We start from the raw sequence: 15,493 nt of genomic DNA, 5'->3' as shown, positions 1-15,493 counted from the left end.
CTGCGGTTCAGACACTCATCACCTTAAAAGACGCCCCGTGGAAAAGCGAGGTTTTCCACGGGGCGTTCGGAAATATCAGGCAGTTGTGAGCGTGACATTTTCCGCATTGAAGCGGCGGAAAACATCGAAAAGGATTGCATCCTGTATGGCGGATGCATCTCGGGCAGACAGGATCCGAACGGTCAGGCTCATGGTGAGGCTAAAGCTTGCGAGCGCACTGATCCGCACCACAGGAGCGGGATTGGACAGAATTTCAGAGCGCTGGGCCGCCACCTCAATGAGCAGGGATTTGGCTTTTTCCAGATCGGTCGTGGTTGGCACCTTGAAGTTCAGTGTCAGAGCGCTTGTTGAGCCGGACAGGGTACAGTTCTTGACGCTGGACGTGATGAACTGCGAGTTCGGAACAATCAGCGTTGAACCGTCGCCAAGGCCAATATCCGTAGCCCGGATGCTGATGCGCTTGACGTCACCTTTGGCGCCCGCAATTTCCACCATATCCCCGACCCGGACTGGTCGTTCTGCCATTAGGATCATGCCGGAGACGAAGTTCTGTACAATGGACTGAAGGCCGAAACCGATACCTACCGACAGCGCACTCACAACCCAGGTGAGGTTCTGAACAGACAGTCCAGCAATGGACAGAATGCCAAGGCCAACCAAAATCCACGAGCAGTATGTGAAAATGCTCAGGATGGATGTCCGTGCACCGATATCAAGCTGCGTGGTGGGCAGGAAACGATCTCGTATCCAGTGTTTTGTCTGGCGAATGATGTAGTAAGCGACGCTTACCAGCACGACGCAGAGAACGACAGTATCAAGCGAGATCTTTACGCCATGGATGGTATTGCCGACGAACAGCAGGCGCAGGCGGCTGCCGATATCGCCCATGCTGAAGCTTCCGTCGGTCTGGGCGATCGAGAAGAGCAGCAGCAGCAGCAGAATGTTCCCGATGCCGGAAAGCAGAACACCGATCTGCGTGAGGCGACGCGAAGACAGGCCGAGCGGGTGTAGACGTGCACTAAAGCGGCCTTCTGGATCAAAAAGATGATCCAGAAGGCTACGCCAGCACAGACCCAGAAGAACAACGACGGCCAGACCCGTTCCCAATGACAGGAGCCAGCCGTTCAGGGAGAATGCAAAGGAGACATATCCCAGCAGCACGGCGATGAGCGAGATGCCGAAAATCAGGGAAGACAGTCCCAGCGCGGTGGGTGCGAACTGGCGTGTATCGTCCTGCTTGCCCAACCGGCGGAAGGTGTCGATTGCACAGATGCCAATCGCCAGAGAGAACGCCATTTCCAGGACGGTCTGAAGCGTGGGGCCGAAGACATCCTGAGCGCGGAAAGAGCGAAGAAGGTTCAGGATAAGAATGCTGAGTGCCAGCATCCAGTCCACACCACGGAGGGCACGGCGTTCGTTAGGGTTGCCCTCCAGAACACCTTTTCGTCCAAAAACCGGAAGTCCGGCTCCGATGATAAAGCCACAGATGGGAAGGCTCTCGCCCAGAACGGCGGCGATGGGGCCGCCATCTGCGTCGAGTACGGCAGCGCTCCAGATCAGCCAGGTAATTCCTCCCAGAAGGGCACACAGAATACCATTAAGCGTGATGGCGATGATGCTGCTTGCGAGTGCATCCTTCACGCCGGTTTCTGCAGATGAGCGGAATTTCGCCCCCGCACGCTTTAACAGGCGCAGAATAACAGGAGACGCAATCCCGATCAGGAACAATGTTCCCGCCGTTCCGATCAGGAGCATCATCCATGCTGACAGTACGCCGTCTTCATGGAGCGACGACTTGTTTTCCGGGCGTTCTGTCAGGAGGGCATGCCAGAATTTGGGCGCCAGCGGAGAGACTGTCCGTTCAGACAGAGCAGCATTTTGCAGACGGGTCCGGCGCGTGGCGATGGCGGAATTGAGCTGCTTGGCCTGAAGATTGTAAAGCTTGGACCGCATCAGGGCAGACTTCACGCCCTGGGAGTTCTGCTGCAGTCGCGCACGCTGTTCCGTGACAGACGGGTCTTCGTTCTCTGCGGCCTTTGGCCCAAGAATTTGAAGATAGGAGTCCGTGATGTCGTCGTAGTTCTGGATCTGCGTCAGTGCGTCCTGCGTATTCTGCTGAACACGCTGAGCACGCGCAGAAAGATTGTCCAACTCGGTACTGCCAAGATTGGCGTCTGTCCGGTTAAGAACATTGAGGATCTGTTTCAGCGTTGCTGAACTGTCTTCAAGCTGGCGGTTGATCGTATCCGATACGGCCGTCCAGCCCAGACCGCCGTTCTTGTCCACAACGGCTTTCTGGGTTGTTGTTGGTGCTGCTGCCTGCGGGGCCGCAGCGGGGGCGGCATGGCCTGTGATCGGTACGCCACACAAGAGCGTCAGGGCAAGGAAAGCGCTTCTGCACGTAAAGCGGGTTCGCCGGCGGGTTTCCGGCCCTGTGAGGTGGGGCTCTTGCATGTGGGGCTTTCACTCCTGGTTTTGATGTTGGGTTTTAACGATCTGAAGAGCCACAAGGTTCAGGAAAGCCTTGCAAAGGCGACGATCGGTGTCTTTTCCGGCTGGCGAGCAAAAGAAAGCGCCTCTGCCGGACTGGGCGAAGGCGCTGGTATTGATGGCTCTAATTTTGAAACGAGACGCAGGCTTCAGACGGAAAGAGCGGCCCCGTGTGCGTCTGCAATGGTTTCGAATCCATCCCGACGCATGGCATCCAGAAGTTCCGTCTTAAGGCGGCTGAGAAGAGCGGGCCCCTGGAGCACGAAAGACGTGTAGATCTGGACCATGTCTGCCCCCATGCGAATACGGTCCAGCACGTCTTCTCCTGTTTCGATACCACCGCAGGAAATGAGCGCGATGCGGCCCTTGTTCAGGTTTGAGACAACCTTGAGAACTTCGCGCGATCGGGACGCCAGAGGTCTACCAGACAACCCACCAGTTTCGGCTGCCAAGGGGCTCGTTAAACTTGCTGGTCGGGCGATTGTCGTGTTGGTCAGGATTAGTCCTTGTGCCCCGCCCGCAATGGCAGCCTCAAGAATGGGCTCGTAGGAGCTGTCGTCCATGTCCGGGGCCAGCTTGACCAGCAGAGGCAGACGATCCGGGTTGCGCGTGTTGATGGCGCTCAGCAGGTCCGTCAGCATCTGGGCGGACTGAAGATCCCGCAGGCCGGGCGTGTTGGGTGAGGACAGGTTCATCGTCACGTAGTCCACATAGGGACTGACACGGGAGACGAGTTCCGGATAATCCCGCAGAGGCTCTGCGCCGATCTTGTTAATGCCGATGTTCGCGCCCAGAGGCACTGTCGCACCGCGTGTGCGGCCATTAGGCATTGGGCGATGCAAACGTGCGAGATTGCGGCAGAACCTGTCAATTCCGCAGCCGTTGAATCCCATGCGATTGATGATTGCGCCGTCTTCCGGCAGGCGGAACAGGCGCGGTTGAGGATTTCCGGGCTGCGGTCGTGGTGTGACGGTGCCCGCTTCCACATGGCCGAATCCGAGTTTGGCCAAGGGGCGAACGGCGCGCGCATTTTTGTCGAAACCCGCAGCCAGACCAATTGGGTTCGGAAAGCGGAGTCCGAAAGCGCGGGTGGCAAGTGCCGGTACGTCTTTCGGAGCAGACCCTCCCAGCCCAAGGGCCATGGAGTTTATGGCAAGCTCGTGCGCCGTCTCCGGATCGAAGCGATGCAGGAGGGGCGTGGCCAGTTTTCCAAGATCAATCATGAGTCTTTCCCTTACCGCAATCCTGAGCCGCGTGCACGTGGTGGGGCAGAACGTGATGGGAGAGGGGTTGGCGGAAGCATGGGGACGCGATAGACGCGAAACAATGTGGGAAGAACCCTATCTAGAAACATGTTGCCGCTCGACCCTGCACCGACTTCTGCTTTGCGGCGATGCAGGGCGGCCGACAGGTCTGCGTGATCAGCCCTGCCTTGAGCGCCTGGAGCGCATGGGGTTCGTTCGCCTGCGCGAAGACGGTCGTTTTGTGATCACGGATGCCGGTATGACCCGGCATCGACTGGAAATTGGTCCGACTGGCTGATATCAGGCCTTGTTCCAGGCATTCTCCAATCCCTTGCGTGACTGACTGATAAGAGCCTCGAGATCTCCGTCATAGAGACTGTCCGGAACCTCTGACGAGAAAATTTCGACGGTGCAGGCTCCTCGAAAGCCCGCCTCCCAGGTAGCGTGAAGCATGTCGTGCAGGGGGATAATGCCATCGCCGGGAATCAGCCGATCCGTGGCAGAATATGGCGTCCGCCAGTCGCTCACCTGAAGAACATTGATTTTCTTGCCAGCTTTCCGAATGGCGCCACAGACGTCGTCTTGCTGCCAGATGTTCCAGTAATCCAGACAGAGGCCCATCGCTGGGTGGCCAACACCATCAATGATCTCCAGGGCCTGCTCGATCGTCCAGATTGCGCTCTCAACATTGACGGATGTGGGATTTAGCGGTTCCAGCGACAGGGAAACGCCCAGATCAGCCGCCAGCGGGCACAAGTCTCGCAGATAACGTGCAGTCTCATCCATGACACGATGCATGTTCCCATTGGGTGGAGCACCTGTGTTGGTGACGAAAACGGCGCCGGGCGCATAGTGCGCAAGAGTCTCAATGCTTTTCCTGAGGCGAGTTGCACGCTGGGCCGGGTCGGCTGGTTCGGGGGCCATCCTGCTGTCGAAGAAGGTACGGACCGAAGGCTGAATGGCGCTGATGGTCATGCCGCTGTTTGCAGCAAGGGTCATCTGTTCATGAATGCGTGCAGGGTCCAGCTTCGCTTCGCAAATCTCGATGGCCTGGACGCCTGTTGCTTTGTAGCGTGCGACGTCTTCTTCGAAGGACCAAGGCTGGGTAGTAAATTCGTTCATGCCGAACAGAAAGGGCAGGGACATCAGAATCAGCCTTTCAGGAATTCGATAACAGTCCGATTGAATTTTTCGGTTTCGTCGATGAAGACCATATGCGCGCTATCCTTGAAGAAAACGGCTTCACAGTTCGGCATATGATCGGCCACCCAGGCTGGCCCCCCTGCCGGCAGGATTTTGTCCTTCTCCGCGACCATCATAAGGGATCGCAGGTTGAGATGGGGCAGAACGTCCCGCCAGTCCTGTGTGGTGTGATCGGCCATCATGGCGGCGCGGGCATAGTCCGGGCTGGCGGCCATTTCCCGAAGCAGGAAAGCTTTCTCGTCTTCTGGAATGTCCTGGCTCAGGCAGTCTGCCAGATTGCCACGGTCAAAGTTTTCAGCATCCAGAAAAACCTGCTGCTGAAGATAAGCCAGACCGGCCTGATCGTAGCAGGTTGCGTGACCCAGCTTCCATTCCGGAGAGTAATACTGTTTCGGTGTCTGTTGAACGAAAATGGCGCTTCTGAGCCGATCCTGTCCGAACAGTTCCAGATAGGACCAGATCACGGGGCACCCGATGGACCAGCCCAGAACGGTCGCATCCTTGAGGTTCAATGCACCAATCAGGTCTCGCAGGTCTGCGGCTAGTCTTGCGATGCGGTAACCGTGTTTGGGTTTGTCCGAGCGTCCGTGTCCGCGCAGATCTATGGTGATGACACGTGCATGCTCGGACAGGGCTTCGACGTTGCGATGGAAAAATCGCCCCGAAAACGTCCATCCATGGATCAGGACGAGGGGGCGTCCATGCCCCTGTTCTTCGTAATGAATGCGTGTTCCGTCGCTCGCGGTGATGTGGGGCATGAAAACCTCCTGCGTCGCTGTGCAGAGTATGGAAGGGATGCAGGGCGATAGCGTTTCAGGGGCGTTAACGGTTTCGTGGCAAAGGAGCGTTTGCGCTTGAGAGAGTGCATCGGTAAATTAACAGTGTCATGACAGCTTCCTCCTCTTCCGTTCCCCCGAACCGCGTTCTCGCGCCAATTGATCTTGGCCAGGGCGTGGTGATTAAAGACCCGGTGATCCTTGCTCCGCTTTCAGGAGTGACGGACCTGCCGTTCCGTCAGCTTGCGCGCGATCTTGGCGCGGGGCTGGTCGTGTCCGAAATGATCGCATCCTGGGCGATGATCCGGGAAAATGAGAACACCATGCGCATGGCGCGTTCGGCCGGGAATGGCCCGAATGCGGTTCAGCTCGCCGGGTGTGATCCGGATGCGATGGCGCAGGCTGCGAAGATTGCTGTCGATGGCGGTGCAAACCTCATCGACATCAATTTCGGTTGCCCTGTGAAGAAGGTCGCGATTGGCCAGATGGCGGGTTCCGCTCTGATGCGGGACGAAGTGCAGGCTGGAAAGATTCTTGAGGCTACGGCACGGGCCGTCAATGTTCCCGTGACGCTCAAGATGCGGATGGGCTGGGATCACGGCTCCCTCAACGCACCACGGCTTGCGAAAATTGCGGAAGAGAGCGGAATCCGGCTCGTGACGGTTCATGGTCGCACCCGTCAGATGTTCTATAACGGAACCGCAGACTGGCGTTTCGTAAGGACCGTAAAAGACGCCGTGGGTCTGCCGGTGATCGTGAATGGCGATATCAATACGATCCGTAATGCCCGCGAGGCACTTCATCAGTCTGGCGCGGATGGCGTGATGATCGGCCGAGGGTGCTATGGTCGTCCATGGTTCACGGCGCAGGTGGCTCAGTCCCTGAAAACCGGGCAGGACGTTCCGGACCCGGATCTGGCAACGGAAAAGTCCATTACCCTGCGTCACTACAGGATGATGCTGGATCATTTCGGGGAGCGCCCCGGTCTGCGTCTGGCGCGCAAGCATGTGTCCTGGTACTCCGGCGGTCTGCCCGGCTCTGCAACATTCCGTTCCGCCATTAATCGTGTGGATAACGCGCCGGAAGCAATCTCCATGCTGGAAGAGTTCTATGACCGGAACATCGAAGCAGGCGTTGTCCGGGACCGTGAGAACGGACCAGCAGGCAGCATGCCGCGTGATGGATGCAGTGAAGCAGCCTGACCGGCAAAGGTTTAGTCAGGGATGGTGATGCAGGCTGAGCCCTTGCTGGCGGATGAAGCATGCCGTCCGATGTTTCTGTATGGGGCATCCCGGCTTGATCGTCAGGACGTTGCGCGTCGACTGCATACGCATAGTGCGCGGGCGCAGCAGCCTTTTGTGGTCGCTGCCCTGACAGCTACCCCCTGTGCGCTGCGCGAAGATGCTCTGTTCGGAGGGCGCGAAAGCGGCTGGTTCGAGCAGGCGCAGGGCGGGACTCTGCTTGTCGATGAGATTGACTGCCTGTGCCCGGCGTTACAGGTCCGGTTTGTCTCGGAGATTGAACGTCCCGAGACAGATCTGCGTGTGATTGCCGCCAGCAGGCACGACCTGACCCTTCTGCTGCGGCAGGGTAATTTTCAAAGCGGTCTGCATCGCTGGTTGGCCGCATTCGAGCCGTCGCAGCGCCTCGGACCTGAGCGCATCAGTGCGGTGTGCCGCCTGCCGGGGACAGGAAACGAGCGTCCACGGGGGCTGGCGCGAGCGCTTGAGCGGCCGTTAACTGAGTATTTCGAGACCGGGCTGGAAAACGACGCGGGCGATCTGCATGCCAGTGTGGTGGGCGAAGTCGAGCGACCGCTTATCACCATGGTCCTGCGGAGAACAGGCGGGAACCAGCTTCGCGCGGCCGCCATGCTTGGCCTGAACCGCAACACGTTGCGCAAGAAAATCAGGGAACTGGATATTACGGTTCCAAAGGGAAGTGACGAGTGAGTTCTTTTTCTCCGGGGCGTGTGCTGAGACGACTGACAAGCGCCAACGGGGTGGTTCTTCTAACCGTCATGGCATTGATTCTGGCGTTCGCGACTTTTGTCGTTCTCGCGGGTGGCATGTCACTGGCGCATCGCCCGCAGGTGCAGGCCATCATCTTCCTGCTCGACTTCATCATGCTCATGCTGATCACGGCAGCAGGGGTGGTGCAGATCGGGCGCATGATGGCAGAACGGCGGCTTGGGTTAGCCGGTGCAAGGCTTCATGCGCGCCTCATTACCCTGTTTGGAATTGTCGCTGTTGCACCGACCATCGTCGTGGGAGCTGTTGCAGCGCTATTCTTCCATTACGGCGTGGAGATCTGGTTTTCCAATCGAGTCAGTAATGCCCTGACGGAGGCCCGCTCTGTAGCAGCGGGGTATCTGCGGGAGCATAACGACAATATCCGTACAGAAGCATTTGCCCTCGCAAATACGCTGATCCTTATTCAGAACGATGAGCTGTTCACACACGGGACAGACCTGTTCCACAATCCATCCCGTTTGCAGGAACTGCTGGACGATGAGGTTTACGAGCGCGGTTTGACCGATGCGGAGGTCTTCGATCCGCTCACGGACAAGGTCCTGGGTGTCGGTGGTCTTCTCGGCAAGACGGACATGAATACCCTGCCGCCTTTACCGCCCAAGTCTGTGGTGGAGATGGCACGCGGGGGAGACGTCGCTATCCTCAACCGCCCTGATCAGCGCATGGTGCGCGCCATTGTCTCGCTGGGCGGGAATTCGGGGCTCATGCTGGTCATTACCCGACCCGTCGATCCTGATGTCCTCGAGCATATGCGGCGTACAAACGAGCTCGTGCAGGACTACCAGCACATGATTGCCAATCGGGGCAAAACGCAGGTCACTGTCGTGGTGATCTTCGGCCTGATGGGGCTGCTGGTTTTGGCTGTTGGCATGTTGACGGGGCTTGCGTTGGCCAACCGTATTGCGAACCCGCTAGGCCTTCTCATTCTTGCAGCGACGCGCATTTCCCAAGGTGATCTGGGTGTGCGTGTTCCGGTGCCAGCAAAGACGAGCCGTGAAAAGGACGATGAGGTTGTGGGGCTCTCCCGCGCCTTCAACCGTATGACCGACCAGCTTGAAAGTCAGCGGTCAGAACTGATGCAGGCTTACGATCAGATCAATGAGCGCCGGCGATTTACGGAAACTGTTCTGGCAGGTGTGTCGGCTGGTGTCATAGGTCTGGACCGGGGACAGGTGATCGAACTGCCGAATAGGGCTGCTTCCGTCGTGCTCCAGCGGGATTTGCAACCTGCGATCGGCATGAGGCTCTCTGTCAGTGTCCCGGAATTTTCAGCTCTGCTGGACAAGGCAAGGCAGGCGCCGGAACGCGTCCATACTGATGAAATCCAGGTGGATACGGATGGCGCACAGCGCCCGGGAGGGCCTGGTGACGGTGGCGGTGCGGGTGCCGGACGAACACTCTTGGTGCGGATCGTGGCTGAGCTCCGCGGCACGGATGTCGCTGGATACGTCGTAACCTTCGATGACATCACGGCGCTTCAGTCAGCGCAGCGTAAAGCGGCCTGGGCCGACGTGGCCCGACGCGTGGCGCATGAAATCAAGAACCCTTTGACGCCAATCCAGCTTGCAGCAGAGCGGCTGAAACGTCGCTTCCTGAAAGAAATTCAGAGCGATCCAGACACATATACGCAGCTTGTCGACACAATTGTCCGGCAGGTCGGGGATATCGGCCGGATGGTGGATGAGTTCTCGGCTTTTGCACGGATGCCACAACCCGTGATGCAGAACGAGGACTTTTCCCGGATCTGCCGGGAAGCGCTGGTGCTGCAAAGAAACGCTCATCCCGACATTGTGTTCGAAACACGTGATCTGCCGCCCTCAGGGCCTATCGTTCGGTGTGATCGGCGACTCATAGGGCAGGCACTGACAAACCTTCTGCAGAATGCGGCAGATGCCATAACCATGACAGACCGCGGAAAATTGCGGGAAAATGCGTCTGATGCCCTGATGCAGCCAATTGGACACATTGTGGTGGGCTTGCACATTCGGGACGGGCATGTCCTGCTAGGGATAGAAGATGACGGGATTGGTCTGCCGACTGGGGAACGCCACCGGTTGACCGAGCCTTATGTGACACACAAGGCGAAGGGCACAGGTCTTGGCCTTGCGATTGTCAAAAAGATCATGGAGGACCATGCCGGGATGCTTCAGCTCACTGATCGGGACCCCGATCCGTCATCCGGACGGCGCGGGACACTCGTCACACTGTCTCTGCCTCTGGCGGAGCTGGGTGGTGCAGGAGAGAAGGAAGACCGGATCATGAGGGTGACAGATGGAACATGAGATTCTGATCGTCGATGACGAGCCGGATATCCGGTTCCTGATCGAAGGTATCCTGAACGACGAAGGATATGCGACCCGCACGGCCGCGAACTCCGATCAGGCTTTGGAGCTTTTCAGGGCACACAGGCCGTCCTTGGCCATTTTGGACATCTGGTTGCAGGGTTCCAAGCTGGATGGGATTGAACTGCTCAAGGTCATGCAGGCTGAAGAGCCAGGTCTGCCTACGCTGATGATTTCGGGTCACGGCACTATTGAGACGGCTGTCGCCAGTCTTAAGCATGGTGCCTACGACTTCATTGAGAAGCCGTTCCAGTCCGATCGTCTGCTTCTGGTGGTTCAGCGTGCTTTGGAAGCTGCCCGCTTGCAGCGCGAAAATGCGGAGCTGCGACTGCGGGCCGGGCCTGAGACGACGCTATCGGGGGAAGGGGCTGCTGTTTCGGCTGTTCGTGCCCAGATCGAACGCGTGGCCCCGACCAATTCCCGGGTGCTGATTACCGGCCCAGCCGGTTCAGGCAAGGAAGTGGCCGCGCGGATGATTCATGCGCGCTCCCGTCGTGCGGAAGGTCCGTTCATCGCGCTGAACTGTGCCACGCTCGCGCCGAACCGTTTTGAAGAAGAGCTGTTCGGTCTGGATGGTACGGACGGCCAGCCCGCACGCCGTGGCGTTCTGGAGCGTGCTCATCGCGGAACGTTGCTGCTCGATGAGGTGGCGGATATGCCGCTGGAGACGCAGGGCAAGATCGTTCGTGCTTTGCAGGACCAGACGTTTGAGCGGATTGGAGGCAACACACGCCTCAAGGTCGATGTACGGGTTATTGCCACGACAAACCGTGATCTTCAGTCTGAAATCATGGCGCATCGCTTCCGGGAAGATTTGTATTACCGGTTGGCCGTGGTCCCTCTGCGCATCCCTTCACTCCGGGAGCGCCGTGAAGATATTCCGGGATTGGCCAAGCACTTTCTGGAGCGTTGCGCGCAGTCTTCGGGATTGCCGATCCGCGAACTTTCCGTGGATGCGCTTGCGGCGTTGCAGGCTTATGAGTGGCCCGGCAATGTGCGTGAACTGCGGAACCTGATGGAGCGTCTGCTCATCATGATGCCGGGCTCGGGGAGTGACCCGATCCGGGCTGATATGCTGCCATCCAGTATCAGCCAGGGTGCGCCGTCCATGACGCGCCTGAACTCCGGGGCAGACGTTATGAGTCTGCCGCTTCGAGAGGCCCGAGACCTGTTTGAAACGCAGTATCTACAGGTTCAGCTCATGCGGTTTGGCGGCAATATCAGCCGGACGGCCAATTTCGTCTGCATGGAACGCAGTGCATTGCATCGCAAGCTGAAGCAGCTTGGTGTTACCACACAGGAAGATCGCTCGACGTCACCGGCAGTCGGGGGATAAACGGGCAGTGATCCCAATTCCTTTTTTCCTCAGGGCCGGCGAGTCAAAATTATCGTGACGTCAGAAACTTCATCCACTTCCGCCGGAAGAGACGCTGTGCAGGAAGTTTTCCTCCAGCATCTCCATCAGATCGAGGCACCGGTCACGGTGTTTCTCGTCAATGGCGTGAAGCTTCAGGGGGTCGTAGCTCAGTTTGACAGCCACACGCTGCTGCTGCGCCGGGATGGGCATGTTCAACTCATTTACAAGCATGCCATCAGTACAATCATGCCCGTGGGAGCCCTCCCGCGGTTTGCGGACAATGAACTTTGAGCGGATTTGATACCAAGAAGCCTGCCACGCGTGCTGCTGTCATTCTCCCGTGGGAAAAATCGGGACAGCAGGAAGATATCCGGGCTGCAGATGCCCGTCTGGAAGAGGCGGTGGGTCTTGCTGCCTCCATCGGACTGGTGATCGTTCGGCAGGCGGCAATTCTGCTTCGGGCGCGTCGCCCGGCAACGCTGCTGGGTAGCGGGCAGGTTGAACAGCTTGCCGAAGCCGTGAAGCTGGATCAGGTCGATGTCGTCATTATCGATGCCCGCCTGTCTCCGGGGCAGCAGCGCAATCTGGAAAAGGCGCTGGGGTGCAAGGTTATGGACCGGACGGGTCTGATCCTTGATATTTTCGGCGCCCGTGCCGCCACCCGAGAGGGTGTGTTGCAGGTCGAACTGGCCCATCTCGAATATCAGCGCTCCCGTCTTGTACGTCTGTGGACCCATCTTGAGCGTCAGCGCGGTGGCTTCGGCTTCCTTGGTGGACCGGGCGAAACGCAGATCGAAGCAGATAAGCGAATGCTCGCGGACCGGATCGGCCGGATCAAAAAAGAGCTGGAGCAGGTTCGGCGCACACGTGGTCTGCATCGGGACGCCCGCAAGCGGGTTCCATTCCCGATTGTTGCCCTTGTGGGATACACCAATGCGGGTAAGTCCACGCTCTTCAACGCGCTGACAGGCGCGGCAGTCCATGCTGAAAACCAGCTCTTCGCGACGCTGGACCCTACGATGCGCGCGCTGCGTTTGCCTTCAGGACGGAACGTTATCCTGTCTGACACGGTGGGATTCATCAGCGATCTGCCGACAGAACTGATTGCTGCCTTCCGGGCAACCTTGGAAGAAGTCTCGCAGGCAGATGTCATTTTGCATGTTCGTGATGTGGCTCATCCGGATAGTGCCGCTCAGCGTGCTGACGTGCTGAATGTTCTGGACGGCATGGTGCGGGACGGCATGCTGGATGCCCAATGGCCGGAACGAACCATCGAGGTTCTGAACAAAGCAGACCTGATCGGTGGTGTCGAAGCCGTGCCGAAGCGTGACAACGCTGTGGTGATTTCGGCCATCACAGGCGATGGCATCCCGGATCTGTTCGAGACACTGGACCAGTACCTGACGCAGTCCATGCAGGATGTGAAAGTCAGTCTGTCCCTGCAGGACGGTGCAGCACTGGCCTGGCTTTACCAGCATGGCGAAGTGGTCGAGCGGTTTGATCATGAGGGCGGGATGGATGTGCAGGTCCGTCTCTTCCCCATGGACTGTGAGCGCTTTGAAATCAGCTATCCCGGACGTGCTGCTACGGCCTGAGGGGCCATGCGTGCACGGGCCGCTTTCGCCCTCTGGCGGGAGCGGTCCAGCGGGATTGCCAGCGCGAAGGTCAGAATAAGCCCCAGGACATTAATAATGATTTGAAGGCCCAAGCCTGTTCCAAAACTACCGAGGATCAGGCGCCCTAGCAAATCCAGCACTGTGCCGAACGAGAACACTTCCAGTGAATTTCTGCCAAGCAAAGCCAGAATCTGACCCAGACGATCTGCTGAAAAACGACGTAGAACACGTGAAGACTGCACGAGATAAAAGATCGACATAATGTCGAACAATCGCCAGACGGCGAGGGTCGATTTCCCATTATTGGGTGGGGCCGGAAACAGGCGCAGCCCGCTCAGGTGCCAGTATTCATACGGAAAGCAGAGGATAAAGGCGCCAATCAGGTAGCTTCCACACAGCACTTTGGCCCATGTTCGGGCTGGCAGATCGCCATTATGCTTTGATGCCCAAACCGCACCGAGCACACCCAGAATATATAGAAACTGCCAACCGAACGGATTCATGTACCAGCCATTCGGGTCCAGCCAGTTTGGAACCGTGATGCGCGGATCGATATTGGCAATCGCCCAGATGGCCGCACTGACGCCAAGCAGCAGCCAGACGCTTTTCTTGAGGGCAGCGTAGATCAGCGGGAAAAGAGCCAGAAGAACGATATAAAGCGGTAGGATGTTCAGGTAGCTCGGGAGCGCATCGAATGTCAGGATGCGCCATAGCCAGCCGTATCCGTGGGCCAGCTGAGGCTCAAGAATATATTCAGGTACGGGCTCGTAATGGCGCCAGTGCCGGACGGTCCAGACGAACACCAGTGTCATGGCTGTCTGATAGATATAGAGCTTAGCGCAGCGTGACAGGATGCGGCGGATACCGCTGGTCCACCCGTCGCGGTCGATCAACCGACCATATGCCAGATAGGAGGCATATCCTGCCAGCATGACGAAGATTTCAGCTGCGTCGGCAAAGCCGAAATTGCGAATGGTAATTCTGTTGATGAGATTATCAGGCACATGGTCAGCCAGCATCATCAGCAGAGCTGCGCCTCGCAGTGCATCGACACGATGATCGCGGGTATGCTTGCGCGGTAAAGGCTGTGCATCGGACGAAGAGGCTGGCAGCTGCATAGGGCCTTAATACAGTTTTCATCAAACCGGAGTATGAAGACTCGATTACCGCAACATTAAAGATTGTATGGAAAACAGAACCGCGGGGTGAAAGCAGACTGTGTCTTCTGCTTCACAAGAACAGTGATGTAATTCTTTTAATATTGATAAAATTTCAGAGATATTAAATTTCCTGAAGGAAATTGCTTCTGAGATGAAATCCGCTAGCGAGGAGGCGTCTGAACGTAGTCGTCTGCGGAGAAAGGCGGAGCCGAAATCGCGTAAAAACTCAGAGATGAGTGGGGGGCAGCCGCGATTTTATGCTTCAGATGTGGGCTGACGCGAATGACGTCCCCGGCTTTGACGGGATTAGCCTGATCTCCGAGCCAGACCGTGCCCTCTCCCTCATGAATCAGGAAGATTTCTTCCGAGTGTCGATTGTAGCTCTCAGGGTAGGCCGTTCCGGCAGTCAGGGTGAAGAGTGCGATGCTCTGATGATGGGAGGGAAGCGCAGCGCCGATACCGATGAATTCCTGTAGCGTGCTTCCGGGCGCAGGATAAATAGCTGGAACATGGTCGGGGTGAACAACCTGTGCGGCAGCCAAGCCAGGTGCAAACAGAAGCGACAGAATACCAAGGCTGATCTTCATTGGACCTTGTCTTTCACACGGGTGAGGGCAGAGATCTGCTTGCGGAAGGCAGGGTAACGCTCGCTAAGGGCGTTGCGTTCACCTAACTGAAAATCTTCTGGAATAAAGCCTGGCGCCATGGTCGTGCCGACAAATGACCAGCCTGATGGCCCAGCGGGGGCTGAACCCTGCCAAACACCTTCCGGCACGACATACGCGGGATGATCTTTATCCAGCGTAATGCTCTCGCCCTGTCCATTAGGGTGAAGCAGTAAAAGATGAACGGGGTCTCCAGCATAGAAATGCCAGATCTCGGCTGTCTTCAGGCTATGAAGTGCGGAGAAGTCACGCCGTGTTTCTACAAAGAGGATTGCCGTGGACAAAGGGTGCGTGACGCCATCATAACGGGCAGGCAAAGCCGAGCCAGCAATAGTCTCTGTGGTGCGCTGAAGCTGGGAAAACCAGCCGCCTTCTACAGGAACTGGCTGCATCTTGTAGCGATTGATCAGAGCCTGTGCCGCGGCAGGGATCTGGGCCGCAGCGTCGCTGTTCTGAGGCGCGGGCTGCGCGGAAGCTGAAGCCCCAGATGCCACGATGGAGCATATGAGGCTGGCAATAATAAATCTGCGCATCCGGGCAGCTTTCCTTCTCACGATCATGAGGAGGCCTTTGTATCCTGCTTCCTGCCCGGACGCGATATTTCCTT

At 57.6% G+C, this 15,493-nt stretch carries 14 protein-coding genes; 7 read left to right on the top strand and 7 right to left on the bottom strand.

Annotated elements, in window-relative coordinates; genetic code table 11:
• Nucleotides 1-75: 75 nt before the first annotated feature.
• Nucleotides 76-2,454, bottom strand: a complete 2,379-nt coding sequence (locus tag R5H23_RS12855) for a DUF3772 domain-containing protein (protein ID WP_317215657.1) — start codon at nucleotides 2,452-2,454, stop codon at nucleotides 76-78.
• Nucleotides 2,455-2,639: 185 nt separating this feature from the next.
• Nucleotides 2,640-3,713, bottom strand: coding sequence for a quinone-dependent dihydroorotate dehydrogenase (locus R5H23_RS12850; RefSeq protein WP_317215656.1), 1,074 nt, complete (start codon nucleotides 3,711-3,713; stop codon nucleotides 2,640-2,642).
• Nucleotides 3,714-3,816: 103 nt separating this feature from the next.
• On the opposite strand from R5H23_RS12850, the gene R5H23_RS12845 reads away from it, so the two are divergent.
• On the top strand, nucleotides 3,817-4,032 hold the full coding sequence (locus R5H23_RS12845; RefSeq protein WP_064275151.1) for a hypothetical protein: 216 nt from the start codon (nucleotides 3,817-3,819) through the stop codon (nucleotides 4,030-4,032).
• Nucleotides 4,033-4,034: 2 nt separating this feature from the next.
• Here R5H23_RS12845 and R5H23_RS12840 read toward each other — a convergent pair whose 3' ends face one another.
• Both R5H23_RS12840 and R5H23_RS12835 read right to left on the bottom strand, forming a co-directional pair.
• Nucleotides 4,035-4,880 carry a sugar phosphate isomerase/epimerase family protein gene (locus R5H23_RS12840; protein ID WP_317215654.1) on the bottom strand — a complete coding sequence of 282 codons (846 nt, stop codon included), beginning with the start codon at nucleotides 4,878-4,880 and terminating at the stop codon, nucleotides 4,035-4,037.
• 5 nt (nucleotides 4,881-4,885) lie between these two features.
• Nucleotides 4,886-5,695, bottom strand: a complete 810-nt coding sequence (locus R5H23_RS12835) for an alpha/beta hydrolase (RefSeq protein ID WP_317215653.1) — start codon at nucleotides 5,693-5,695, stop codon at nucleotides 4,886-4,888.
• A gap of 128 nt (nucleotides 5,696-5,823) precedes the next feature.
• On the opposite strand from R5H23_RS12835, the gene dusB reads away from it, so the two are divergent.
• The 6 genes from dusB (at nucleotide 5,824) to hflX (ending at nucleotide 13,040) form a co-directional block, all read left to right on the top strand.
• Complete coding sequence (gene dusB / locus R5H23_RS12830) at nucleotides 5,824-6,915, top strand: tRNA dihydrouridine synthase DusB (RefSeq protein ID WP_317215651.1); 1,092 nt, start codon at nucleotides 5,824-5,826, stop codon at nucleotides 6,913-6,915.
• Between the two features lie 21 nt (nucleotides 6,916-6,936).
• Entirely contained in the window at nucleotides 6,937-7,665 is a 729-nt protein-coding gene (locus R5H23_RS12825; RefSeq protein WP_046901105.1) for a helix-turn-helix domain-containing protein, read from the top strand.
• A gap of 68 nt (nucleotides 7,666-7,733) precedes the next feature.
• On the top strand, nucleotides 7,734-10,028 hold the full coding sequence (locus R5H23_RS12820; protein ID WP_244974490.1) for a PAS domain-containing sensor histidine kinase: 2,295 nt from the start codon (nucleotides 7,734-7,736) through the stop codon (nucleotides 10,026-10,028).
• Nucleotides 10,018-11,424 (top strand): sigma-54 dependent transcriptional regulator, encoded by a 1,407-nt coding sequence (locus R5H23_RS12815; protein WP_046901107.1) that lies wholly within the window; start codon nucleotides 10,018-10,020, stop codon nucleotides 11,422-11,424. Before R5H23_RS12820 ends, R5H23_RS12815 begins: the two co-directional genes overlap by 11 nt.
• Before the next feature lie 96 nt (nucleotides 11,425-11,520).
• Complete coding sequence (gene hfq / locus R5H23_RS12810; protein WP_369826498.1) at nucleotides 11,521-11,736, top strand: RNA chaperone Hfq; 216 nt, start codon at nucleotides 11,521-11,523, stop codon at nucleotides 11,734-11,736.
• Complete coding sequence (gene hflX / locus R5H23_RS12805) at nucleotides 11,733-13,040, top strand: GTPase HflX (RefSeq protein ID WP_046901109.1); 1,308 nt, start codon at nucleotides 11,733-11,735, stop codon at nucleotides 13,038-13,040. The genes hfq and hflX overlap by 4 nt, the downstream gene beginning before the upstream one ends.
• On the opposite strand, the gene R5H23_RS12800 is transcribed toward hflX, so the two are convergent.
• From R5H23_RS12800 to R5H23_RS12790, 3 genes are all read right to left on the bottom strand, one after another.
• Nucleotides 13,013-14,179 (bottom strand): OpgC family protein, encoded by a 1,167-nt coding sequence (locus tag R5H23_RS12800; protein ID WP_211516188.1) that lies wholly within the window; start codon nucleotides 14,177-14,179, stop codon nucleotides 13,013-13,015. The genes hflX and R5H23_RS12800 overlap by 28 nt on opposite strands.
• 203 nt (nucleotides 14,180-14,382) lie before the next feature.
• Nucleotides 14,383-14,808 carry a cupin domain-containing protein gene (locus R5H23_RS12795; RefSeq protein WP_317215649.1) on the bottom strand — a complete coding sequence of 142 codons (426 nt, stop codon included), beginning with the start codon at nucleotides 14,806-14,808 and terminating at the stop codon, nucleotides 14,383-14,385.
• Nucleotides 14,805-15,419 (bottom strand): cupin domain-containing protein, encoded by a 615-nt coding sequence (locus R5H23_RS12790; protein ID WP_317215648.1) that lies wholly within the window; start codon nucleotides 15,417-15,419, stop codon nucleotides 14,805-14,807. The genes R5H23_RS12795 and R5H23_RS12790 overlap by 4 nt, the downstream gene beginning before the upstream one ends.
• Between the last annotated feature and the right edge of the window lie 74 nt (nucleotides 15,420-15,493).

Source organism: Gluconobacter sp. GP1 (assembly GCF_032913585.1).
Taxonomy (GTDB): Bacteria; Pseudomonadota; Alphaproteobacteria; order Acetobacterales; family Acetobacteraceae; genus Gluconobacter; species Gluconobacter cerinus.
The sequence above is the reverse complement of the archived record's forward strand: the minus strand, read 5'-3'. Positions and strand labels throughout refer to the sequence as shown.

Excerpts from the sequence above, each read along its gene's own strand:
- R5H23_RS12855 (WP_317215657.1), bottom strand. The coding sequence starts at position 2,454 with ATGCAAGAGCCCCACCTCACAGGGCCGGAAACCCGCCGGCGAACCCGC.
- R5H23_RS12850 (WP_317215656.1), bottom strand. The coding sequence starts at position 3,713 with ATGATTGATCTTGGAAAACTGGCCACGCCCCTCCTGCATCGCTTCGAT.
- R5H23_RS12845 (WP_064275151.1), top strand. The coding sequence starts at position 3,817 with ATGTGGGAAGAACCCTATCTAGAAACATGTTGCCGCTCGACCCTGCAC.
- R5H23_RS12840 (WP_317215654.1), bottom strand. The coding sequence starts at position 4,880 with ATGTCCCTGCCCTTTCTGTTCGGCATGAACGAATTTACTACCCAGCCT.
- R5H23_RS12835 (WP_317215653.1), bottom strand. The coding sequence starts at position 5,695 with ATGCCCCACATCACCGCGAGCGACGGAACACGCATTCATTACGAAGAA.
- dusB (WP_317215651.1), top strand. The coding sequence starts at position 5,824 with ATGACAGCTTCCTCCTCTTCCGTTCCCCCGAACCGCGTTCTCGCGCCA.
- R5H23_RS12825 (WP_046901105.1), top strand. The coding sequence starts at position 6,937 with ATGGTGATGCAGGCTGAGCCCTTGCTGGCGGATGAAGCATGCCGTCCG.
- R5H23_RS12820 (WP_244974490.1), top strand. The coding sequence starts at position 7,734 with ATGGCATTGATTCTGGCGTTCGCGACTTTTGTCGTTCTCGCGGGTGGC.
- R5H23_RS12815 (WP_046901107.1), top strand. The coding sequence starts at position 10,018 with ATGGAACATGAGATTCTGATCGTCGATGACGAGCCGGATATCCGGTTC.
- R5H23_RS12800 (WP_211516188.1), bottom strand. The coding sequence starts at position 14,179 with ATGCAGCTGCCAGCCTCTTCGTCCGATGCACAGCCTTTACCGCGCAAG.
- R5H23_RS12795 (WP_317215649.1), bottom strand. The coding sequence starts at position 14,808 with ATGAAGATCAGCCTTGGTATTCTGTCGCTTCTGTTTGCACCTGGCTTG.
- R5H23_RS12790 (WP_317215648.1), bottom strand. The coding sequence starts at position 15,419 with ATGCGCAGATTTATTATTGCCAGCCTCATATGCTCCATCGTGGCATCT.